This window comes from Sphingomonas panaciterrae (genome assembly GCF_036890205.1).
Lineage (GTDB): Bacteria > Pseudomonadota > Alphaproteobacteria > Sphingomonadales > Sphingomonadaceae > Sphingomonas > Sphingomonas panaciterrae.
The window spans coordinates 74,434-95,807 of sequence record NZ_JAKNQR010000004.1 but is presented as its reverse complement, the minus strand read 5'-3'; the positions used below and the strand labels follow the sequence as shown (position 1 = coordinate 95,807).

18 protein-coding genes are annotated in these 21,374 nt (G+C 66.7%); 8 read left to right on the top strand and 10 right to left on the bottom strand.

All coding sequences use genetic code 11. The features are described 5' to 3' along the window. Nucleotides 1–257: 257 nt before the first annotated feature. Nucleotides 258–1,946 carry a DUF885 family protein gene (locus L8F96_RS12165; protein WP_334656147.1) on the bottom strand — a complete coding sequence of 563 codons (1,689 nt, stop codon included), beginning with the start codon at nucleotides 1,944–1,946 and terminating at the stop codon, nucleotides 258–260. Nucleotides 1,947–2,235: 289 nt separating this feature from the next. Between L8F96_RS12165 and L8F96_RS12160 the strand changes: the two genes are divergently transcribed. Next, complete coding sequence (locus L8F96_RS12160; protein ID WP_125944823.1) at nucleotides 2,236–3,873, top strand: DUF885 family protein; 1,638 nt, start codon at nucleotides 2,236–2,238, stop codon at nucleotides 3,871–3,873. A gap of 21 nt (nucleotides 3,874–3,894) precedes the next feature. Here the strand turns inward: L8F96_RS12160 and L8F96_RS12155 are convergent, their stop codons facing one another. Beyond that, nucleotides 3,895–4,803 carry a polysaccharide deacetylase family protein gene (locus L8F96_RS12155; RefSeq protein WP_046411452.1) on the bottom strand — a complete coding sequence of 303 codons (909 nt, stop codon included), beginning with the start codon at nucleotides 4,801–4,803 and terminating at the stop codon, nucleotides 3,895–3,897. An 86-nt stretch (nucleotides 4,804–4,889) separates the two neighbouring features. Here L8F96_RS12155 and L8F96_RS12150 point away from each other — a divergent pair, with 86 nt between their 5' ends. After that, a complete protein-coding gene (locus tag L8F96_RS12150) occupies nucleotides 4,890–6,572 on the top strand; it encodes a DUF885 family protein (protein ID WP_334656145.1) in 1,683 nt (560 codons plus the stop codon). Nucleotides 6,573–6,673: 101 nt separating this feature from the next. Here the strand turns inward: L8F96_RS12150 and L8F96_RS12145 are convergent, their stop codons facing one another. Then, complete coding sequence (locus L8F96_RS12145; RefSeq protein WP_334656143.1) at nucleotides 6,674–7,783, bottom strand: NADH:flavin oxidoreductase/NADH oxidase; 1,110 nt, start codon at nucleotides 7,781–7,783, stop codon at nucleotides 6,674–6,676. Then, nucleotides 7,780–8,739, bottom strand: coding sequence for a dihydrodipicolinate synthase family protein (locus tag L8F96_RS12140; RefSeq protein ID WP_334656142.1), 960 nt, complete (start codon nucleotides 8,737–8,739; stop codon nucleotides 7,780–7,782). The genes L8F96_RS12145 and L8F96_RS12140 overlap by 4 nt, the downstream gene beginning before the upstream one ends. Nucleotides 8,740–8,881: 142 nt before the next feature. Between L8F96_RS12140 and L8F96_RS12135 the strand changes: the two genes are divergently transcribed. Then, complete coding sequence (locus L8F96_RS12135; protein WP_296221057.1) at nucleotides 8,882–10,018, top strand: NAD(P)/FAD-dependent oxidoreductase; 1,137 nt, start codon at nucleotides 8,882–8,884, stop codon at nucleotides 10,016–10,018. Here the strand turns inward: L8F96_RS12135 and L8F96_RS12130 are convergent. From L8F96_RS12130 to L8F96_RS12110, 5 genes are all read right to left on the bottom strand, one after another. Further along, the gene (locus tag L8F96_RS12130; RefSeq protein WP_046411444.1) at nucleotides 9,999–10,742 is read right to left on the bottom strand and encodes an amino acid ABC transporter ATP-binding protein; all 744 of its coding nucleotides are present in this window, start codon (nucleotides 10,740–10,742) and stop codon (nucleotides 9,999–10,001) included. The two genes, L8F96_RS12135 and L8F96_RS12130, sit on opposite strands and share 20 nt — an antisense overlap. Beyond that, a complete protein-coding gene (locus L8F96_RS12125) occupies nucleotides 10,720–11,409 on the bottom strand; it encodes an amino acid ABC transporter permease (protein WP_046411442.1) in 690 nt (229 codons plus the stop codon). Before L8F96_RS12125 ends, L8F96_RS12130 begins: the two co-directional genes overlap by 23 nt. Nucleotides 11,410–11,411: 2 nt before the next feature. Continuing rightward, complete coding sequence (locus L8F96_RS12120) at nucleotides 11,412–12,905, bottom strand: ABC transporter substrate-binding protein/permease (protein WP_334656137.1); 1,494 nt, start codon at nucleotides 12,903–12,905, stop codon at nucleotides 11,412–11,414. 63 nt (nucleotides 12,906–12,968) lie between these two features. Continuing rightward, nucleotides 12,969–14,738, bottom strand: coding sequence for an FAD-dependent oxidoreductase (locus tag L8F96_RS12115; RefSeq protein ID WP_334656135.1), 1,770 nt, complete (start codon nucleotides 14,736–14,738; stop codon nucleotides 12,969–12,971). 1 nt (nucleotide 14,739) lies between these two features. Continuing rightward, on the bottom strand, nucleotides 14,740–15,510 hold the full coding sequence (locus L8F96_RS12110) for an SDR family NAD(P)-dependent oxidoreductase (protein ID WP_334656133.1): 771 nt from the start codon (nucleotides 15,508–15,510) through the stop codon (nucleotides 14,740–14,742). A gap of 101 nt (nucleotides 15,511–15,611) precedes the next feature. Here L8F96_RS12110 and L8F96_RS12105 point away from each other — a divergent pair, with 101 nt between their 5' ends. From L8F96_RS12105 to L8F96_RS12095, 3 genes are read left to right on the top strand one after another with little or no spacing between them, the layout of a single operon-like run. Continuing rightward, on the top strand, nucleotides 15,612–17,039 hold the full coding sequence (locus L8F96_RS12105; protein ID WP_334656131.1) for an NAD-dependent succinate-semialdehyde dehydrogenase: 1,428 nt from the start codon (nucleotides 15,612–15,614) through the stop codon (nucleotides 17,037–17,039). 9 nt (nucleotides 17,040–17,048) lie between these two features. Further along, nucleotides 17,049–17,759: a CoA transferase subunit A gene (locus tag L8F96_RS12100; protein WP_334656129.1), complete on the top strand. Its 711-nt coding sequence runs from the start codon at nucleotides 17,049–17,051 to the stop codon at nucleotides 17,757–17,759. Next, complete coding sequence (locus tag L8F96_RS12095; protein ID WP_145119705.1) at nucleotides 17,759–18,400, top strand: 3-oxoacid CoA-transferase subunit B; 642 nt, start codon at nucleotides 17,759–17,761, stop codon at nucleotides 18,398–18,400. Before L8F96_RS12100 ends, L8F96_RS12095 begins: the two co-directional genes overlap by 1 nt. Nucleotides 18,401–18,418: 18 nt before the next feature. On the opposite strand, the gene L8F96_RS12090 is transcribed toward L8F96_RS12095, so the two are convergent. After that, a complete protein-coding gene (locus tag L8F96_RS12090) occupies nucleotides 18,419–18,859 on the bottom strand; it encodes an Lrp/AsnC family transcriptional regulator (protein ID WP_046411430.1) in 441 nt (146 codons plus the stop codon). 140 nt (nucleotides 18,860–18,999) lie between these two features. Between L8F96_RS12090 and alr the strand changes: the two genes are divergently transcribed. Both alr and L8F96_RS12080 read left to right on the top strand, forming a co-directional pair. After that, nucleotides 19,000–20,124 carry an alanine racemase gene (gene alr / locus L8F96_RS12085; protein ID WP_222119859.1) on the top strand — a complete coding sequence of 375 codons (1,125 nt, stop codon included), beginning with the start codon at nucleotides 19,000–19,002 and terminating at the stop codon, nucleotides 20,122–20,124. Next, a complete protein-coding gene (locus L8F96_RS12080; protein WP_145119701.1) occupies nucleotides 20,121–21,371 on the top strand; it encodes a D-amino acid dehydrogenase in 1,251 nt (416 codons plus the stop codon). The genes alr and L8F96_RS12080 overlap by 4 nt, the downstream gene beginning before the upstream one ends. Nucleotides 21,372–21,374: the final 3 nt, after the last annotated feature.

Here is a 21,374-nt window from a genome sequence, read left to right as displayed (position 1 = left end):
CATCAGGCAACGAAAAGGGCGCGGGGGCTGATGCTCCGCGCCTTTTTTGTGCTTGTCGCCAGTTAAGTGCTTGACCCGCCGATCCAACAAGTCACAAATGACACATCACGTCCGGCCCGCGGCCGGGACGAAAAAAAGGGGGCCGACCATGGCCGGTCAGCACCCCTGAGTTTCTGGGTTCCCCCGGCGCGGGAACATGCATGATGACACCGGGGAAACGGCCGCCATCGCTGGGGAGCGATGGCGGCCGTTTCCGACTACGCCCCTCCGGGGAGAGGGTCGCGTCGCCAGAAAGTGGACACTTCGTCGTCGTTGCCGGTCATCTCGAATCGGATCAGTGACAAGGGTATGCGGCCGATCGTCATCATGCGATCGTGGAAATCGCGGAGGACGAACTTGTCGCCCTGATGCCGGCGAACGTCACCCAGCAATTTCTGCATCTCGACCATGCCGATCGTATAGCCCAGGCCATAGCCCGGCGGCCGCCGCAGGTAGATTTCGGCGTCGACGCGCGCCACGTCCGCGTCGAGCCAGGGCGTATATTTCTGCCACTCGGCCACGACCTGCGAGACATTGGCGCGGTTGAGCTGCAGGTCGAGGTCGCCGGCGACGCGTACCGCGCGGAAGATGCCGAACAGGTCGATCAGCTCACGCGTGCGCGCGCGATCCTTGTCGAAGAAGCCGAGCCGCTGGGCGGCTTCCTCCAGATACGTGCCCCAGCCTTCGGTCCGCACGCCATCGTCGATCTTGCTGCGGATCGGATGGGTGTCACGCTTGTCCATCTGCCCGTCAAAGGCGTGGCCGGGGATGGTGGCGTGGAACAGGTCGGGGCTGGGATCGCGATACTGGATCTGCTCCCAGAAATTCGGCCCGTTCGGCCGCACGATCCACGGAACGTTGACATAGAGATAGCCGATGTCCGCCGGGACGGTGATGATCTCCTCGTCCTTCAGGAAGGCGTGGATGTCGCGCAGCGTGTCGGCCTTGCGCTTTTCATAGTCCGCCTCGCTGGCCGGCAGCGTCAGCTCGGGCAGGTTGCGGTTCCGATGTTTCTCCAGCGCGTGCATGCCCCACAGGCGCTCGGTTTCGCGATGGCCGATCGTGCGCAGCTGGTCCGTATTGTACGGCAGCAGCTTCACGTTCTTCACATACCAGTTGAAATTCGCTTCGCCGACGCCGGCCGGCGCGGTCATCTTCGGCCGCTCCGCTTCCAGCCACGTACGAAGGTCAGCCGCGGCGGCGCGCGCGGCGCGAATGTCGGGGAGGATCGCCGGCTGCGTGGTCTTCGCGCGCGCTTCCAGATCGTCGAACCAGCCGATGATGCCGGCGGGCGGCACCTTGCGGTACGGATGGCCATGGCCGACGCCATCGGCGTTGGTCAGGTTATGCAGCGCCAGATCGGCATAGTCGCCGGGCACGTTGCGCAGCGTTGCCTTGGCGCGCGCGACGATCGTCGGCATCTCGCGGAGCTGGCCGCGCAGCGTGATCAGCGCGGCGCCCTTGGCGGGCAGTTCGGTGAACGACACGCGCAGCATCTGGTCGACGTAGAAACCGGGATCACGCTCCCACGGCTTCGAGACACGCAGGAGGAAATCCTCCTCGTTCATCTTGGCGCGCGCGGCGAGCCAGTCGACCTGCTGCGCCCGCTCCCAGCCGGCGACGTTCATATTCTCCATCGCGCTGAGGTAGCCGCCCACTTGCGCACGGCGTGCCTCGATCGCGGCTGGGGTGAAATCCTTGCTCTTGGCCTGCGCCGTGCGCCATTCCAGGAACTCACCCCAAGTCCGCAGCAGGTCCTGGTAGCTGCCTTGGCCCGAGGGCGGGCGTGCGGTGGTGGATGCTGCGGCGAGCGTCGTTCCGCCCTGAGCAACGGCAATGCCCGGCATCGCCGTCGTCATCAGCGCGGCAGCGATCACCAGCGTCATTGGCCGGCGTTTCAAGGACATGGCATCGACTCCTTTTGGCATTTGTTGCTTCGCGCAGTGTGCACGTCGGCAGGTGCGGGCGCCGATCCAACCTTGGTCGCTCAGCGAACATCCTGCTCTCTGTGCGTACTATCGTGTGCGGGCATCCGAACTGTCAAGAAAGATATCGTCAGGCGAACACATAGCCGCTCTGCGCACATTGTATCTGGTGCGACCACTGCTGCTGTGTCATGGCCGGCGAAGGCAAGTTGCCGGTGCGCCTGATGGATGACCGGTAGGTGGCCGGCACCGCGCGGGAAGGGGATGGTAGATGAAACATGGTTTGTTGCTGGCGGCGGCGATGATGGGGACGATGGCGGCGCTCGCCGTGCCGACCCCGCTGGCGGCGCAGGTACGGCACGACACGCTGGAAAGCGTGTTCCGCGACTGGCGCACGCTGCAGCTTGGTGAGGTGAAGAACGGCGCGACGGATTACAGCGCCCCCGCGCTGGCGCGGCAGGCGGCGGGGCTGAAGCAGCTTCGTGCCCGGCTCGACGCGCTGCCCACCACCGGCTGGACCGTGTCGCAGAAGGTCGATCGCGAGATCATCCGCGCGGAGATGAACGGCCTCGATTTCGACCTGCGCGTCGCGAAGCCGTGGGAACGTGACCCCGCCTGGTACCTTTCCGTCTGGGCGGCGCAGAGCGATACGCCCGCGCACGAAGGCCCGGTCCACCCGATGCCGGTCGAACTATGGACCTACAGCTTCCCGCTCGATGCCGCCGCGTCGAAGAAGTTGGCGGGCGAGCTGGCGCATATCCCCGAGCTGCTGCGCCAGGCGCGCGTCAACCTGACCGGCAACGCCCGCGACCTGTGGACCGCGAGCCTCGTCACGCTGGGCGGCCAGCAGGAGGCGCTCGACGACCTTCAGCGCAAGGTTGCCGGCGGCGATCCGAAGCTGGTGCGCGCCGTCAGCGATGCCGCGACCGCCACGCGCAGCTTCATCGCCTGGGTGAAGGCCGAGGCGCCGCGCAAGACCGGCCCGTCGGGCGTTGGCATCGAGAATTACAACTGGTTCCTGAAGAACGTTCAGCTGTCGACGCTCACCTGGGCCGACGAGGTCGCGATCATGCAGCGCGAGCTGGATCGCTCGCACGCCGCCTTGCGCATGGAGGAACAGCGCAATCGCAACCTGCCGCAGCTGGTCGGCGCCTCCACCCCGCAGGAATATGACGCGCTCGCCGCCGCATCGGTGCGCAAGTACATGCAGTTCCTGAAGGACAAGGACATCCTGACCATCCGGGACTATATGGAACCGGAGCTGATGAAGCGGGTGGGCAGCTATGTCCCGCCGGAAAAGCAGAACTTCTTCCACATTGTGATGCACCGCGCGCCGATGACGCTGTGGACGCATTATTATCACTGGTGGGACCTGCGCATGATGCAGGCCGATCCGCACCCGAGCGAGGTGCGCCGCGGGCCCCTGCTGTACAATGTGTGGCTCAGCCGCTCGGAAGGCATGGCGACTGCGGTCGAGGAACTGATGCTCCACGCCGGGCTGTTCGACGATGAGCCTCGGTCGCGCGAATTCGTGTGGATCATGCAGGCGCAGCGCGCCGCGCGTGGCCTCGCCTCGCTGTATGCGCAGGCCAACATGATCGACCTGAAGGCGGCGATGGACATGCAGGTCGCGCGCACGCCCAACGGCTATATGTCGCCGACGCTGCCGCTGCTCGGCTTTGAACAGCAGATGTACCTGCGGCTGCCGGGCTACGGCCCCAGCTACATCACCGGCAAGGCGATGGTCGAGCGGCTGCTGACCGAAATGGCGGAGGATCGCGGCCAGCAATTCCGTCCGCGCGAATTCTTCGACGGCCTGAACCGCCACGGGATGATCCCGCTGTCGCTGATCCGCTGGGAAATGCTGGGCAAGACCGACGAACTCGAAAAGCTGGGGATCAAGCCGTAACCGATGAAGGGCAGCCGGTGGCTATTCGCCCCGGCCGCCCAGCCCGCCGGCGTCGCGCACCCAGCGCGCGATGTCGGCATGGGTGGCGAACCACGCGCCGCCCAGATCCTTCGCCGCCTCGATCAGCGCCTCCAATATCCAGATGCGCGATCGGTAGCCAATGACGAAGGGGTGCATGACCAGCTGGAACACGCTGCCCTCGACCGCCGCGGCTTCCAGCTCGCGTTTGAAGATTGAATAGACGTCGTCAGGGGTCATCCACGGGCGGGTGGCGGGCGTCCGGTTGAACATCATGTAGACGGCATCGTCGCGCAGCCATTCGACCGGTATCTCGACGACCCCCGTGGCCCGCCCGTCGAGCAGCAGCTCGTACGGGACCTCGTCCGCCATCAGCGAACTGTCGTACAGCAGCCCCATTTCCGCGACGATCGCGATCGTGTTGGGTGACAGGTCCCAGTTGGCGGAGCGGAAGCCGACCGGCGGCGACCCGATCAGCGGGGTGAGCACGTCATGCGCGCGCAGCATCAACTCGCGCTCGGTCGCCGCGTCGAGCAGGCTGTTATTCTCATGCACCCAGCCATGCATGCCGACCTCGTGACCCGCGCCGATCAGCCCACGCGTCTCGTCCGGATCAAGGATGGCGCACAGCGCAGGCATGAAGAAGCTTGCCGGCACGTCATGACGACGCAGCACGTCCAGCACGCGCGGCAGGCCCACCCTTCGCCCGAACTCGCCCCAGGCGAGGCGCCCGATCGCACGCCCGCCGGCGCCGATCTCGAACGATTCATGATCGCAGTCGAACGACAGCGCGACGGCGAAGCGCGCCCCGTCCGGCCATGATGCGGGCTGCAACGTTCGTCCCGCGCGTACGCGGTTGATCAGCGAACGTAACTCGTCCTGCGGGATCATCCACGGCTTGGCATCCTGCATCGCCGATCCTTCTCACTTAAATGCGCCATGCGAACTTGCGTTCGCACTGTGATCGTGTTTCGGTTGGCGGACAAGGGAGGGGTTTGATGAATAGAATGTTCCGGGGAATGATGAGCGCGTCGCTGGCGCTGATGGTGCCGCTCGCCCCAGCTATCGCGGCTCCCGCGGCGCTTCAGGCCGCGCCATCCATGACGACGCCGACAGGCAGCGTGCGCACGCATGACGGTCTGGTCGCGCTCTATCAGCAGGCGCGCAAGGACGTGGACTTCACCGTCCGCAACCATGTGCCCGACGTGTCCGAAGCGGCGATGGCCGCGCGGCAGCAGGCGGCGCAGCGTGCGGTCGCTCAGATCGGCGCGATTGATGACAAGGCGTGGCCGATCCCGCAGCGCGCCGACCTGATGCTGGCGCTTGCCGAAATGCGCGGGGTCGATTTCGAACACCGCGTCCTGCGCCCGTGGGCGCGCGACCCAAGCTGGTGGTCGACGCTCGACCTTGGCTGGGGACCGAAGGTGAAGACCGCTTTTTCCCCGCCCAAGCTGCCGATCACCGACGCGGCCGCAAAGGCGACATTTGCGGCGCAGTTGCGGGCAACGCCGACGATCCTGGTCAATGCGCGCCTGACGCTGACCGATGCGCGCGGCGACCTGATCGACCTCGGCATCATGCACCATGATATTGAGACGCGCGTCTATGGCCGGATGGCGCGCGATCTGGCGAAGCATCACCCAGAGTTGGTCGGCCCGGCGCGTGCCGCAGAAAAGGCCTCGAGCGACTTCGCGGCATGGCTGCGCGCCGAAAAGCCGCGGGTGAAGCAGCATGCCGGCATCGGCGTTGCGGACTTCGATTGGTACATCAAGAATGTCATGCTGATGCCGTGGACCTTCGCCGAGCTGAAGGCGCTGGGCGAACGCGAATGGGAACGCAGCATGGCCTTCCTCGCGCTTGAGGAACATGAGCATAAGGCGACGCCGATGCCGGCGCCGGTGACGTCGCTCGAGGGGTTCGAGGCGCTTCGGCGTGAGGCGGATGAGGATCTGCTGCGCTTCCTGAAGGAACGACGGATCATGACCGTGCCCGACTGGCTGACGGTGCCGCCGCCCGAGGGCCCCTATGTCATGCCCGCCAACCAGGATCCGGCGGTGCCGGGGCCGTTCGACGCGCCGATCGACCGCAACTTCTTCCGCGAGGCGGAGGATCGCGATCCGCGCAGCCTGCGCGCGCACAACCTGCCGGGGCACATCTTCGACAGCGCCTATCGCAAGCGCGACACCCGGCCGATCCGCGGCGACGAGCGACTTGGGTTCATCGACAGCGGACGGCTGGAGGGCTGGGCCTTCTATCTGGAGGAAATGCTGCTCCAGTCCGGCTGGCTCGACGATCGGCCCAAGGCGCGTGAGATCCATTATGTGCTGCAGGCCAATCGCGGCGCACGGCTAAAGGCGGAGCTGCTGGCGCAGGCGAATGAATGGACGTTCGACCAGGCGCTCGAGTCACTCTCCGGTCGCACCCCGCGCTGGATGGAGAAGACCGACGACACCGCGATCTACGACATGGCGCTCTACCTGCGTCAGCCGGGACTTGGCCTGAACTATTATTTCGGGAAGGTTCAGCTCGAACAATTGCTGGCCGAGGAGCGGCTGGCCAAGGGCGATGATTTCGATCTGACCAAATTCCATGATCGGTTCATCCAGTCGGGTATCATTCCGATCGCGCTGATCCGCTGGGAAATGACCGGCAAGGACGATCAGGTTCGCACGATGCGCTGATCGCCGGAGCCCCGTCGATGATACCGGCGGGGCTCGGGACGAAACGAAGACGCCCGCGCTGCCAGGGGCGACGCGGGCGTTTCCTTGTCGGTTAAGCGAGCTCAGCGATACCGCCGACGCTCCAGGAAGAAGGCGTAGTTACGCGGGAACACCGCATTGGGCCGCTCCATCCCCAGCTCGGCCGCGGCGCGATAGGCAAAGTTGCTGTCGGCCAGCAATTCGCGCCCGATCGCGACCAGATCGGCACTGCCCGACGCGATCGCCTGCTCGGCAATTTCGGGCGTGACGATCAGCCCCACCGCCATGCTCGCGACGCCGCCTTCGGCACGGATGCGCCCTGCATGGGGCACGAGATAGCCGGGGGAGGGGGGGGCATCGGCCACGCCCGAGCTGCCGCGCACGCCGCCCGACGAACAGTCGACCACGTCGACCCCCGCCGCGCGCAGCGCCGCTGCCAGCCGCACCATGTCATCGACCGTCAGCCCGCCGTCGACGCCGTCGAACAGCGACAGGCGATAGAAGATCGGCATGCCCTCGGGCAGCTCGGCGCGCAGCCGCCGCACGATCTCCAGCGGCAGCCGGAACCGCCCGGCCTCGTCGCCGCCCCAGCTGTCGCTCCGCTGGTTGCTCAGCGGCGAGACGAAGCTGTGGATCAGATAGCCGTGCGCGCCATGCACCTCGACGAAATCGAAGCCAGCAGCGACCGCGCGCTGCGCAGCGGCAGCGAACGCATCGATGACGCCGGCAATCTCATCCTCGCTTAGCGCATGCGGCGTCGGCCAGCCATCGAGGAACGGCAGCGCGCTCGGCGCCACCGTCTGCCACGCGCGCGGGTCCGCCGGGTCGATCGGCTGCGCCCCGTCCCACGGCACCTCTGCGCTCGCCTTGCGGCCGGCATGGGCCAGCTGGATGCCGACGGCGGCACCATGATCGTGGTACAGCCTGGTGATCGTCGACAGCCCGGCGACATGATCGTCGGACCAGATGCCAAGGCACCCGGGCGTGATCCGCCCGTCCGCCGTGACGCCCGTCGCCTCGACCAGCGCGCCGCCCACGCCCCCCAGCGCGAACCGGGCGTGGTGGGCGCGGTGCCAGTCGGTGACGTGCCCGTCCTGCGCGACGTACTGGCACATCGGCGACAGGATGATGCGGTTGCGGAACGCCACGCCCCGGCACGCAAAGGGCGTGAAGAGGGCGGGCGTCTCGCTCACGCGGCGGTCCCGACGGTGTCGGTCTTGCGCGCGTCAATGTCCTTCATCAGCGCGTCGATCTCCTCGAAGATCGCGAGGATCGCGGCCAGCTTCTGCTTGCCCTCATCCCCCAGGCTGGCGAAGGTCGTCAGCGGCTGGCGCACATCGCCGACCGGATGGCCGACCGCAGCGGCCAGCGCCTTGGAATAGCATTGATGGCCATAGGTCGGGTGGCCCTCCGCGATGATGCGATCGGCGCGGTGCACCAGATGCTGGATCGCGGCGGCATCGCGCACGCGCCCTTCCTCCAGCAGCTCCCACATCCGTGTCGTCGAATAGGGCAGGTAGTTGCCGTAAGGGTTCACATAGCCGACCGCGCCTAGCAGGAAGCTTTCCACCGGACGCTCGCCGGCGAACACGTTCATCACCCCGCCGGTTTCCTCGACGATGTCGTACACCCGGGCGACGTCCATGCTCGCCTCCTTGATGTAGCGGACCTGCTCGAACGCGTTCGTCAGCCTGGCGATCAGCGCCGCGCTCATGTCGCGGTTCGACGTCACCGGATTGTTGTACACCATGATCGGCACGGTGACCGCGTCGCAGATGGCGCGATAATAGGCGAAGATCTCGTCGTCGGTCGGCGTGTAATAATAAGGCGGGATGATCATCAGGCCATCGGCGCCCAGCGCCTGCGCCTCTGCGCTGTGCGCGACGGCGTTGGGCGTATAGGCATCCATCGTGCCGACCAGCACGTCCATGCGGCCATCGACATGCTTCACCGTCTCCTTGACGATCGTGCGGCGTTCCTCGCGGCTGATGGTCAGGAACTCGCCCGTGGTGCCCAGCATGATGATGCCCGGCACGCCGCAGTCGATCTGCCAGTCGAGGAAGGAGCGAAGCGCGCCCACATCGACGGTGGCGCCATCGGTCGAGAACGGCGTGACCGCGACGGTGTAGCTACCGCGGAATTTCTTCATGAACCTGCTTTCTGTCTGGGGACGCATGACGGATATGCTTTCGTCATGCGATGCGATAAGCGAACACTTGTAACCATAGCGCCCAACTTTGCAGTGGCAAGATGGGAACGTTACGGTGTTGGTTAATAACGGGAGCATGCGCGTGGACGAGGTGATCGTGGTCGGCGGCGGGATCGCCGGATGTGCGACGGCCTATTATCTGGCGCGTGATGGCGTTGCCGTGACGCTGGTCGAACAGGCGGGGCTCAGCGGCCTGGCGAGCAGCGCCAATGCCGGGAGCCTTCACGCCCAGATCCCGCACGATCCCTTCCGCAATCTCGGCCCGGAATGGGCGCAGAACTATGCGCAAGCGATCCCCTTCTACATGGCGTCGCTCGACATCTGGCGCACGCTGGAGGCGGAGCTTGGCACCGATCTCGAAATCGGCTTCGGCGGCGGCCTGCTGGTCGGTGCGACCGAGGCGGAGATGGCGGAGATCGCGGCCAAGGCGCAGGTTGAGCGGGCCGCCGGGCTGCCGATGGAACTGCTCGACAGCCGTTCGCTGCGCGAACACGCACCCTATCTTTCCGAATCGCTGATCGGCGGCGCGCTTTGCCCGATCGAGGGGAAGGCCAATCCGATGCTGGTCGCCCCCGCCTTCGCCCGCGCCGCGCAGGCGGCGGGCGCGCAGATCGCCAGCTACAGCGGCCCAGCGGCGCTCCGGCGCGAGGCGGGGGCCTATACCGTCACCACCGACACTGGCCGCTACACCGCCGATCGGATCGTGATCGCCGCCGGCTCGGCCAGCGGCGCGCTGACGCAGTCGCTGGGCGTGACGCTGGGCGTTCAGGCCTTCCCGATCCAGGTGAGCGTGACCGAGCCGGCCGCGCCGCTGATCAAGCATCTCGTCTACAGTGCTGGCGAAAAGCTCACCATGAAGCAGACGCGCGCGGGCAGCATCCTGATCGGCGGCGGCTGGTCGGCGCGGCTCGACGCGGAGGGGCGGCCGGTGGTCGATATCGAAAACCTGGCGCAGAACCTGTCGCTCGCCCGCGCTGCGGTGCCGGCGATCGGCGGGCTGAAACTGGTGCGCAGCTGGGCGGCCTTCGTCAACGGCACCGATGACTGGCTGCCGATCCTGGGCGAGCTGCCCGGCGCGCCCGGCGTGTTCCTGAACTATGTGCCGTGGATGGGCTTCACCGGCGGCCCGGCGGCGGCGCGCGCGATCGCCAGCATGGTGCAGGGCAAGGCGCCCCCGATGGCGGCGCCCTTCGACGCCTTCAGGCCGCGTGCCGGATGACGGCACCGACAAAGGCACGCGTCCGCTCCATCTTTGCCGCGGTGAAGATCTCCGCCGATGTCCCGGTCTCCACCACCTGCCCGGCATCCATCATCACCACGCGGGTCGATATTTCGCGCACGAACGCCATTTCGTGGCTGACCAGCAGCATGGTGATGCCGTCCCCCGCCAGCGCGCGAACCGTGTCCAGCACTTCGCCGACACGCTCGGGATCAAGCGCTGAGGTCACTTCGTCGAGCAGCAGGATCTCCGGCTCGACCGCCAGCGCCCGGGCGATCGCCACCCGCTGCTGCTGGCCGCCCGACAGCTGATCGGGGTAGCTGTCGCCCTTGTGCCCCAGGCCGACCTTCTCCAGCAGCGCCATTGCGCGCTCCTCCGCCTCGCGCTTGGGCACGCCGTGCACCTTCACCGGCGCGATCGCGACATTGGCCCGCGCGGTCATGTTCTGGAACAGGTTGAACTGCTGGAACACGATCGACATTCGGCTGCGCAGCGCGCGCAGGCTGCGCTTGTCGGCATAATCGACCGCTGTGCCGCCGATGCAGACCGCCCCCGCCGTCGGCGGCGTCAGGCCGATCAGGACGCGCAGCAGCGTGCTCTTGCCCGATCCCGACGGGCCGATCAGGCTGACGACCTCGCCCTTGTCGGCGGACAGGGTAACGCCGCGCAGGACAGGGTTGCCGGCATAGCTGGCTTCAAGGTCACGGACGTCGAGATGGTGCAAGGCGGTTCTCCAGGCGCTTGGCGAGCAGGCCGAGCGGCCAAGACAGAAGGAAATAGAGGATCAGGACCGCGCCGAAGCCCAAAGTCGGCGGGAAGCCGCGGTTCACCAGGATCTTGCCCGAAAAGGTCAGTTCCACGACGCCTAGGTGCGAGGCGAGCGAGGTATCCTTGATGAACATGACGATGAAGGCGGTGGCGGGCGGCAGGATGATGCGCCAGCTCTGCGGCAGGACCACCAGCCAGAACACCTGCCAGGCGTTGAAGTTGAGCGCCTCGGCGCCCTCCACCTGGGTACGCGGCACGGAATCGAGGCCGGCGCGGATGATCTCGGACAGATAGGCGGTGGCATAAAGCGTGATCGCCACCGTCGCGATGCCGAGCAGCGACAGCTCCGGCGCGATGATCTGCGTTGCGAACAGCGACAGGATCAGCAGCACCAGGAAGGGCAGGCGGCGGAACGTCTCGACGACCAGCATCGCGGCGAACCGCAAGGGCGCCAGCGCCGGCGCGCGGGTGCGCCGCAGGACGGCCAGTCCCATGCCGAACGCAAAGCCGAGCGAGCAGCCGATCGCCGTCATCACGATCGTGCGCCACAGCGCGCCGAGCAGGAACAGCGCGACCCCCGGCGTGAAGAAGCGCGGCGCGCTTTCGACGATGGACTCGATCATGGTCAGGCCCCCGTGCGGACGCGGAAGAAGGTGCGCCCGAACCACGCCAGCGCCGCGGAGGCGATCAGGGTCAGGGCGATGTAGATGAGGCCCGCGACGGCGAACGTCTCGATCGTGCGCAGGCTCGTGGTACTGACGTTGATCGCGCGGCCGGTCAGTTCCTCGACGCCGAACAGCGCGGCCATCGAGCTGCCGAGCACCAGCACGATGAAGAAATTGGCCAGCGGGCGGTACACCGTGCGCAACACGTGCGGCACGATGACATGAGTCATCACGTCGCGGCGGTGGAGACCAAGGACGCTCGCCGCCTCGAGTTCCGCCGGCCGCACCGATGCGACGCCCGCGCGGATGATCTCGGTCAGATAGGCGCCGGCGTTCAGCGTCAGGCCGATGACCACCGCAGTGAAAGAGCCCAGTTTGATCCCCGCGTCCGGCAGCGCGTAATAAATGAGGAAGATCTGCACCAGCGCAGGCGTGTTGGTGAACAGCGTCACATAGCCGCTGACGAATCTGCGAACCGGCCCCGCCGCATAAAGCAGCGCCATCGCCCCACCGAGGCCGATCGAGGCGCCGATGATGAAGGCGAGGAACGCGATCTGCAGCGATATCGCCGCGCCGCCCAGCAGATAGGGAATCTGGCCGATCACCCCGCTGAAATCGAAGGCGTAGCCGCTGGTCTCCGCCTGCGTCGCGGCGGGACGATCGCGCAGCGCTGGCGCGATCTGCTCCTCGCCCACCGGCACGCTCATGTCCGCGGCATAATGGTCGCGCCACATGGCGGCGATGCTGCCGTCCTTGTGCAGCGCATGGAGCACGCGGTCGAGTTCGGCCTGAAGGCTGGCATTGCCCTTGGCGACGCCGATCCCGCACCAGGCGGCGAAGATGGGGTCGGGCAGGACGCGCCATTTGACCTCGGGATAGTTGCGCGTGAAGCCCAGGAAGAAATCGGTGTTCTCAATCAGCGCGTCGGCGCGCCCCTGCGCGATCGCGCGGATCGTGTCGGCGTTGCCGTCGACCAGCAGGCGGCGGGGCAGGGGCAGCTTTTCCTGCAGCACGCTGACCGACTGGTTGCCGCGCATGTTGACCAGCGTGATGTCGGGGCGGTTCAGATCCTCCCAGCGCTCCGCCTTCACGCGATCGGTGGTGATGACCCCCATCGCTTCCGAATGGAGCGGAATGGTGAAATCGATCAGCGCCTGGCGTTCGGGCGTGATGGTCAGCGCGCCCATCGACATGTCGATGCGGCCCGACACCAGGAACGGGACCCGCTGCGCGGCCTCGGTCGGCACCAGCGTCAATTTGACGCCGAGCGCGTCGGCGATGCGCCGCGCCACATCGACGTCGAAACCGGCGAGCCGGTTGTCGTCGCCATAGCTGCTCATCGGCGGGAAATTGGGGTTCACCCCGACGCGGATCTCACCCGATTGGCGGACATCCTCCAGCGTGCGCGCATGCGCCATCCCGCCTGCCACCACAGCAATCAGAAACGATAACATCCAGCACAGGCGCAGCACGGCAGCCCTCCCCGCTGCGTCGAATGACAATGACCCTCCGGCCAGTCAATGTTCTTCTGTCGAACTTTCGTTCTTTATGCGACCATTCGTTGCGGTAGCGACGATCTGATCGATCGTCGTCGGCTTGAACGGGGCGCGCGGCGCAAAGCCCGGCAGCGCGGTGGCCACGTTGCCCTCGCCGGCCGCTTTCAGGCGCGCTTCGATCACGGCGGCGCAATATCTTCCCCCGCACGCGCCCATGCCCGCGCGGGTCGCGCGCTTGATGGCCGAAATATCCCGCAGACCGGCCGACACCAGCGAATCCACGGCCGAAACAGTTACGCTTTCACACCGGCACAGCAGCGCGTCAGGCCGCAAATTCGGCAGCCCCACGGGCGCGTAGATGCGCCACAGCGCATCCTGGAACACACGATGCCGCCCCAACTCGCGGACCGCCTTCGCACGCTCCGCGGCGGCAACAGGTCGCCCGCCCAGCGCCTCCACCAGCGCCGCGCCGCCAAGCACACCCTGCGCCATCGCGATCCGCGCGCCGCCCAGTCCGCCGCCGTCGCCGATCACCTGAACATCCTCGATCGTGGTGTGCCCGGCATCGTCGCGCACCACCCGGATCGTGCCATCGGCGCTGCTCTCCGTCGCGCATCCCAGCGCCCGCGCCGCCTCCGCCTGCGGCAGGAAGCCATAGCCCAGGCACACCGCATCAACCGCGAACGACCGCTCGCTGCCGGGGACGATCGTACCGTCGGCATCGGTCCTCGCGACCGTGACCCTCTCCGCTTTGTCGAAGCCCTCGATCCCGGTCACCACATGGCCGTACAGCATCGGCACCTTCGCCCGGCGCAACGCAGCCAGCATCCCCGCGCCATCCATCACCAGCCTTGGTGCAGCCTTGGCCATGCGAAGCACATCGAGCGTGCGTCTGGGCCCCGGTGCCGGTGCAGCCTCGACCAGCGCCACCACCTCACATCCTGCGCGCAGCAATTCGCGCGCAACCTGAATGTTGAGCGGGCCATTGCCCGCCACCAGCACGCGCCGCCCCGGCGCGGTCGCATAGGCGCGCAGCAACGTCTGCGCCGCCCCCGCCGTCATGACGCCCGGCAGCGTCCAGCCGGGCACCGGCCACGCCCGCTCATAGGCGCCCATCGCCAGCACCAGCCGCTTCGGTCGCACCACCACCGCGCCTGCATCACCGGAAAGGCTGATCGACAGCTGCCCCGCCTCGTCTCGCGTGGCGGCCCACATCGTACGCCCATGCAGCAGGCGCGCGCCGGCCGCCAGTGTCTGCCCGATGAGCGCCCGCCCCTCGGCGGTCTGCCGATCGCTGCGCTCAGGATCGATCGCAAAGGCACTGGCCGGTTGCTTGAAATATTGCCCGCCCGCCATTGCGCGCTCGTCGGCGATCAGGACGTCGAGGCCGGCGGCAGCCGCGATGCGCGCGGCGGACAAACCCGCCGGCCCAGCGCCGACGACCAGCACGTCGGGGGTCTCCACCGTAGCCGCGCCGGGGGCGGGCATTATCGTCTTTTCGCCTGCCACGACGCGGGCAGGCGCCTGCTTGATCTGCTGGTCGGGCTGGGCCGGTGTCATGCAGGCAAGGCGGACCTGCCCATCTACCTCCACCCGGCATTCGCCGCATACCCCCATGCCACACCACATGCCGCGCGGCGCGCCGGTGGACGCCTCCCGCAGCGCCCGCTTGCCCGCCGAGGTCAGTGCGGCGGCGACGCTTTCGCCCGGCCACGCCTCGATCGTCTCCCCATCAAAGGTCAGCGCGAAGGGTGAGCCGCGGCGTTCCGCTCCGGGCAGGGTGATGCGCATGTCAGCGGATGTACGTCGCGCCGTTCACGTCGAGCGTCGCGCCCGACAGCTGCCGCGCCGCGCCGCTGGCGACGAAGGCGACGATGTTGCCGACTTCCTCAGGTGTGACCCATTCGCCGCTCGCCAAGGTGGCGTTGACCGCCTCCTCGCCGCCCTGGCTGGCGGCAAACTCCTCTGACAAGCGCGTGCGGACGACGCCGGGCGCGATGATATAGGCCTGGATATTGTCGCGAGCGTAGGCGCGCGCGATCGACTGGGTGGCGGATCGCACCGCCGCCTTCGACGCTCCGTAAGCGATGGTGGCCGGATTGGTGACGCCGCGCTGCGCTGCCCAGCTCGAAATGGAGACGATCGCACCACCTCCGGCCTGTTTGAAGTGGTTCACGGCCGCGCGCATCAGCCGCGCTGGCCCGCGCACGTTGACCTCCAACGACTGGTCCCACGCCGCCTCGAAATCCTCATCCGGCCCGTCGAATGCTCCGTTGAACGGCATCACCGCCGCATTGTTGACGAGCACGTCGATCCGCCCGCGCCACGCAAGCGCCGCATCCCACAGCGCGAGCGTCGATGCCCGATCCCCCAGGTTCGCGGAGAGCAGCGTCACGCGGTCTTCCGGAAAGCCGTCGACTGCCCGCCGCGCGCCGGCTTCGTCGCTGCCATAATGGGCGATCAGGTGCGCGCCGGCATCGAGCAGGATGCGCGCCGTTGCTGCCCCGATGCCCTTCGACGCGCCGGTCAGAAGGATGGTCTTTCCGCTAAGTGCTTCAGTCATGGTAGAGCCATATCGCCGCGAATTTTGCTCGTAAAGCGAACTTTCCGGCGCTATGCGAACATCAACAGTCGGGACGCAACGATCGTCCCGCGCGGAGGATTATGGCTTACGATACTGAATTGCAGTTGTTCGTGGACGGCGCGTGGCAGGGCAGCGAAGGACGCGATGCTCAGCCCGTGCTGAACCCGGCAAACGGCGATGCGATCGCGGCGGTACCGCTCGCCTCCAAGGACGATCTTGACCGCGCGCTGGATTCGGTCGGCCGTGGTTTCGTGACGTGGCGCAACACCGAACCTGCGCAGCGCGCGGCGGTCCTGCGCAAGGCGGCGACGCTGATGCGCGAGCGGGTGGAGGCGATCGCCACCTTGCTGACCACCGAGCAGGGCAAGCCGATCGGTGAGGCGCGCGGCGAAGTGGGCGCGAGCGCCGAGCTGCTCGATTTCTATGCCGCCGAAGCGACCCGGATCGAAGGACGCGTGCTGATGCGGCCGGCGGGTTCGCGATCGATCGTCATTCGCCAGCCGGTTGGTCCGGTCGCCTCGTTCACGCCGTGGAATTTCCCGGTCTATCTAATGATCAAGAAGCTGGCGCCCGCGCTGGCGGCAGGGTGCTCGGTCGTGGCCAAGCCGCCGGAGGAAACGCCCGGCTGTACCAGCGCTGCCGTTCGCTGCCTGCTCGACGCGGGTTTGCCGGGCGAGGTGCTGCAGCTGGTGTTCGGCGATCCGGACCTCGTCAGCCGGCACGTTCTGGGATCGCCGGTGATCCGCGCGTTGAGCTTCACCGGCTCGGTACCTGTCGGTCGCCACCTGATGAAGCTGGCAGCGGAAGATCTGAAGCGGACGACGATGGAGCTTGGCGGCCACGCACCGGTGCTGATCTTTGATGACTGCGATCTGGAGCGTACGCTCGACATGGTCGTGCCGCAGAAGTTCCGCAATGCAGGGCAGGTGTGCGTATCGCCGACCCGCTTCTACGTTCAGCGCAGCATCTATGAGAAGTTCGCCAACGGCTTTGCCGAGCGTACGCGCGGCGTGGCGGTAGGCAATGGCATGGATCCGCAGACGAAGATGGGCCCGCTGGCACATGGCCGCCGTCCGGATGCGATCGAGGCACTGGTCGACGATGCCGTGTCGCGCGGCGCGAGGGTGATGGCGGGTGGCGGCCGGATCGATGGCGGCTTCTTCTATCAGCCGACCGTGCTGGCCGACGTGCCGCTGGAGGCGGACATCATGTCGAACGAGCCGTTCGGCCCGGTCGCCCTGATCCAGCCGTTTGACACCGAGGAAGAGGCGATCAGCAGCGCCAATCGCCTGCCGTATGGCCTGGCATCGTTCATGTTTACCGAGAACGGACGCCGTGCCGCGCGTGTGTCGGATGCGATCGAGGCAGGCATGGTGGGCATCAACAGCTTTGCCATCAGCGGCGCGGATTCGCCGTTCGGAGGGGTCAAGCACAGCGGCTTCGGCAGCGAGGGCGGGCGCGAGGGGCTGGAGCCGTTCCTGAACGTCAAGGCAATCCACCAGGCCTGAGGCACGGCGATGCGCTCCAAGATCTACGACAGCCCGGCTCAGGCGCTGGAGGGCGTGCTGTTCGACGGTATGACCATCATGTCGGGCGGCTTCGGCCTGACCGGCAACCCGGAGAGCCTGATACCCGAGATCAGGGCCTCCGGGGTCCAGCGGCTGACGGTTATCTCGAATAACGCGGGCGCGAACAACTTCGGCCTGTGGATGCTGCTGCAATCGCGGCAGATCACGAAGATGATCGCGTCCTATGTTGGCGACAACAAGCTGTTCGAGCAGCAATATCTGTCGGGCGAGCTGGAGCTGGAGCTGACGCCGCAAGGGACGTTGGCGGAGCGCATCCGTGCGGGCGGGGCTGGCATCCCCGCCTTCTACACCGCAACGGGGGCGGGCACCCTGCTGGCCGAAGGCAAGCCGGCGGAGATGTTCGAGGGGCGGGACTATGTGCGCGAGACTTGGCTGCGCGCAGACCTTGCCATCGTGAAGGCGTGGAAGGCGGACCCCGCGGGCAATCTGGTGTTCCGCCGCACCGCGCGAAACTTCAATCCCGAGATGGCGACCGCAGCCCGAGTCACGGTCGTCGAGGTGGAGGAGATCGTGCCCGCCGGGAGCATCGACCCCGATCTGGTCCATACGCCCGGCATCTACGTCGACCGCATCGTCCAATGCACGATCAACGAAAAGCGCATCGAGAAGCTGATGACTCGACCCCGGGAGGTGGCGTGATGGCCTGGACTCGCGACCAAATGGCGGCGCGTGCCGCGCGCGAATTGCGCGATGGTGATTACGTCAACCTGGGCATCGGCATTCCGACGCTGGTGGCCAATCACATTCCGGCAGGGATCGACGTGATCCTGCAGTCGGAAAACGGCATGCTGGGCATGGGGCCATTCCCCTATGACGATGAGGTTGATCCCGACCTGGTCAATGCGGGCAAGCAGACGATTAGCCTGCTGCCGACATCAAGCTTCTTCTCCTCCGCCGACAGCTTCGCGATGATTCGCGGCGGGCATATCGACCTGACCATCCTTGGGGCGATGGAAGTCTCGGCGCGCGGTGACATCGCGAACTGGACGATACCGGGCGCGATGGTGAAGGGCGTCGGCGGGGCGATGGACCTGGTGGCCGGCGTGAAGCGCGTGATAGTGGTGATGGATCACGTGTCGAAGCACGGGAAGCCGAAGGTGCTGGAGAATTGCACCCTGCCGCTGACCGGCGCGCGCTGCGTCGATCTGGTGATCACGGACCGGTGCGTCATGCAATGCGGTGAGGAGGGGCTGACCCTGGTTGAGCTGGCACCCGGCGTCACGCGGGACGAGGTGCGCGCATGCACCGGCGCGCCGTTTCGCGAGCTTGCCGTCGCCTGATCCAGGCGCCGCGTGACCTCAGGCCTTGCGGTGGCTGCGCATCGCGAAACTGGACGTGATGCGCGAGACCCCCGGCAGCCGCGAGAGCACTTCGCGGTGGAAGGTCGCATAATCCTCCATGTCGGCGATCTGCACGCGGAGTAGGTAATCGCCCATCCCGGTGAGCAGGTACCATTCGCGAATCTGGGCATGTTTGCGCATCGCGGCCTCGAAGCGGGAGAGATATTCCTCGGACTGGCGCAGCAATTCGACCTGGACGATGGCGACCGTCCCCTCATCCGTATCGACGCCAGCGACCACGGCAGTGTAGCCGCGGATGACGCCCGATTTCTCCATGATCTTCAGCCGTCGAAGGCAAGCGGATTCCGACAATCCGACCTCCCGCGCGAGGGCCGTATTCGTGATCCGCGCGTTGAGCCGCAACTGGTTCAGGATGCGACGATCCACCGCGTCGAGCATGGTTGCAGAATCCTTCGAAGACTGAGCGGTTTTTGCTAATGAACACCATATTTCGCAACATCCGTCGCAGAAAGGAGCGGACATTTGCAGGTGCCGCATCCACCATGCGCGTAATAATGCCAAGGGCGATGACGCACGAAATGACCTTTTCCAGCGAGCTGACGATCGATCTGGACGCGCTCGCGGCAAACTACCGGAACCTGCGCGATCATGTCGCGCCCGCGCAATGCGGCGCCGTCGTCAAGGCGGACGCTTATGGCCTTGGCGCACGGCGCGCCGTACCGGCCCTGTACCAAGCGGGATGCCGGACGTTCTTTGTCGCGCAATTGTGCGAAGCAATCGAGCTTCACGACGTTCTTGGCGACGATTGCACGCTCGTGATCCTGAACGGGCTCGATCGGGGGGCAGAGGACCTCTGCGCAGACCATGGCTTCGTTCCGGCGCTCAATGCGCCCGGCGCGCTCCAGCGGTGGCGTGAGGCGGCGCGTCGGCGCGGGCAGCGTTTGCCGGCTGCGCTGCAGTTCGACACCGGGATGTCGCGTCTGGGCGTGGATGGCGCCACAGCGCGGCGGGTGGCCTGTGATCCGGGCTTTGCCACGGAGGTGGAGCTGCGGCTGGTGATGACCCACCTCGCATCGGCCGACGAGCCGGGTGCGCCGAGCAATGCCGCGCAATTGAGCACCTTCGATGCGCTTACCGCGCTATTCCCCGGCGTGCCGCGATCGATCGCGAACAGTTTCGGAAGCGCCTTGCCGGCGGCTTTCCACAATGACGTCGTGCGTGCCGGAATTGCCCTGTACGGCGTGCCACTGCCGCCGGGCGCGGCGGTGATCCAGCCGGTGGTGGGCCTGCGCGCGCGCATCCTGCAGACGCGCCAGATCGCTGCTGGCACCGGCGTAGGCTATGGGTTGACCTACACCGCACCGGATACGCGGCGGCTGGCGACGCTGGCCATTGGTTATGCGGACGGCTGGCCGCGCGCGCTGAGCAACCGGGGCGCTGCATGGCACGACGGCAAGCGACTGCCGATCGTCGGCCGGGTCTCGATGGACAGCATCATGGTCGATATTACCGCGCTGGACGAGGGCGCGCTGGGCGAGGGTGACCTCGTCGAACTGATCGGCCCTGGGCAGAGCCTGGACCAGGTCGCCGCGGATGCCGGCACCATCCCCTACGAAATTTTGACAAGCCTGGGCCGGCGGCACGCGCGCTTCTACAAGGAGCACGGCATGGCCACCGCCTGCATCGCTGGAGAGGTACGTTGAAGGTCGTCGTTCTCGGCGCCGGTGTGATCGGCGTGACTGCTGCTTACTATCTTCGGCAGGAGGGGCATGAGGTGGTCGTGGTCGACCGCCAGCCTGCCGCCGCGCTGGAAACCAGCTTCGGCAATGCGGGCGAGATTTCGCCCGGTTATGCCTCACCCTGGGCAGCGCCCGGCATCCCGGCAAAGGCAATCAAATGGCTGATGATGCGCCACGCGCCCTTGATCCTGCGGCCCAAGCTGGACCCGCAGATGCTGGCGTGGCTGGCGATGATGCTGCGCAACTGCACCGAGGAGCGTTACGCGCTGAACAAGAGCCGCATGGTGGGACTGGCGGAGTTCAGCCGCGATGAATTGCGCGCGCTGCGCACGAGCCTGGGCATCGCCTATGACGAACGGGCGCAGGGTACGCTGCAGCTGTTCCGTACGACCAAGCAGGTTGAGGGCAGCGCGAAGGATGTCGAGGTGCTTCGCTCCTACGGCGTACCATTCCAACTGCTGGACGCCGATGGCTGCGTGCGGGCGGAGCCGGGTCTTGCCTCGTCGCGGCACCTGATCGCCGGCGGCCTTCGTCTGCCCAATGATGAGACCGGGGATTGCCACATCTTCACGACCAAGCTTGCCGAGCGATTGGCGGCCGAGGGGGTGGATTTCCGCTGGTCCACCAACGTGGAGGCGCTGGAGCAGGCAAGCGGAGCGATTACCGGCGTTCGGACGAGCGCCGGGGTGATCCGCGGCGACGCCTATCTGGTGGCGATGGGCAGCTATTCGCCGCACGTCGTCGCGCCGGTTGGGCTGCGGGTGCCGGTGTACCCGGTCAAGGGTTATTCGATCACCGTGCCGATCACCGATACGACGCGTGCACCGGAATCGACGCTGCTGGACGAAACGTACAAGATCGCGATCACGCGATTGGGCGATCGGATCCGCGTCGGGGGCATGGCGGAGATTTCCGGATTTGACCGCTCGCTCCCCCCGCGCCGCGAGGCGACGTTGCTCCATTGCCTAAACGATCTCTTCCCGGGCGCGGCGGAAACGCGCGAGACCGGGTATTGGAGCGGGCTGCGCCCGATGACGCCGGACGGCCCGCCGATCATCGGCGCCACAAAGGTGAAGAACCTGTTCCTCAACACCGGCCACGGCACGCTGGGGTGGACGATGGCGTGCGGATCGGGCGCGGTTGCCGCGGCGATGATCAGCGGAAAGCAGCCGCCCATTCCCGTCGATGGGCTGGGCCTCGACCGCTACTGAAGG

Bases quoted from the DNA above. Each gene is read 5' to 3' on its own strand.
- L8F96_RS12165 (WP_334656147.1), bottom strand. From the start codon at position 1,946: ATGTCCTTGAAACGCCGGCCAATGACGCTGGTGATCGCTGCCGCGCTG.
- L8F96_RS12120 (WP_334656137.1), bottom strand. From the start codon at position 12,905: ATGTTATCGTTTCTGATTGCTGTGGTGGCAGGCGGGATGGCGCATGCG.
- alr (WP_222119859.1), top strand. From the start codon at position 19,000: ATGACCTTTTCCAGCGAGCTGACGATCGATCTGGACGCGCTCGCGGCA.
- L8F96_RS12155 (WP_046411452.1), bottom strand. From the start codon at position 4,803: ATGCAGGATGCCAAGCCGTGGATGATCCCGCAGGACGAGTTACGTTCG.
- L8F96_RS12110 (WP_334656133.1), bottom strand. From the start codon at position 15,510: ATGACTGAAGCACTTAGCGGAAAGACCATCCTTCTGACCGGCGCGTCG.
- L8F96_RS12095 (WP_145119705.1), top strand. From the start codon at position 17,759: ATGGCCTGGACTCGCGACCAAATGGCGGCGCGTGCCGCGCGCGAATTG.
- L8F96_RS12160 (WP_125944823.1), top strand. From the start codon at position 2,236: ATGAAACATGGTTTGTTGCTGGCGGCGGCGATGATGGGGACGATGGCG.
- L8F96_RS12125 (WP_046411442.1), bottom strand. From the start codon at position 11,409: ATGATCGAGTCCATCGTCGAAAGCGCGCCGCGCTTCTTCACGCCGGGG.
- L8F96_RS12150 (WP_334656145.1), top strand. From the start codon at position 4,890: ATGAATAGAATGTTCCGGGGAATGATGAGCGCGTCGCTGGCGCTGATG.
- L8F96_RS12105 (WP_334656131.1), top strand. From the start codon at position 15,612: ATGGCTTACGATACTGAATTGCAGTTGTTCGTGGACGGCGCGTGGCAG.
- L8F96_RS12090 (WP_046411430.1), bottom strand. From the start codon at position 18,859: ATGCTCGACGCGGTGGATCGTCGCATCCTGAACCAGTTGCGGCTCAAC.
- L8F96_RS12100 (WP_334656129.1), top strand. From the start codon at position 17,049: ATGCGCTCCAAGATCTACGACAGCCCGGCTCAGGCGCTGGAGGGCGTG.
- L8F96_RS12140 (WP_334656142.1), bottom strand. From the start codon at position 8,739: ATGAAGAAATTCCGCGGTAGCTACACCGTCGCGGTCACGCCGTTCTCG.
- L8F96_RS12115 (WP_334656135.1), bottom strand. From the start codon at position 14,738: ATGCGCATCACCCTGCCCGGAGCGGAACGCCGCGGCTCACCCTTCGCG.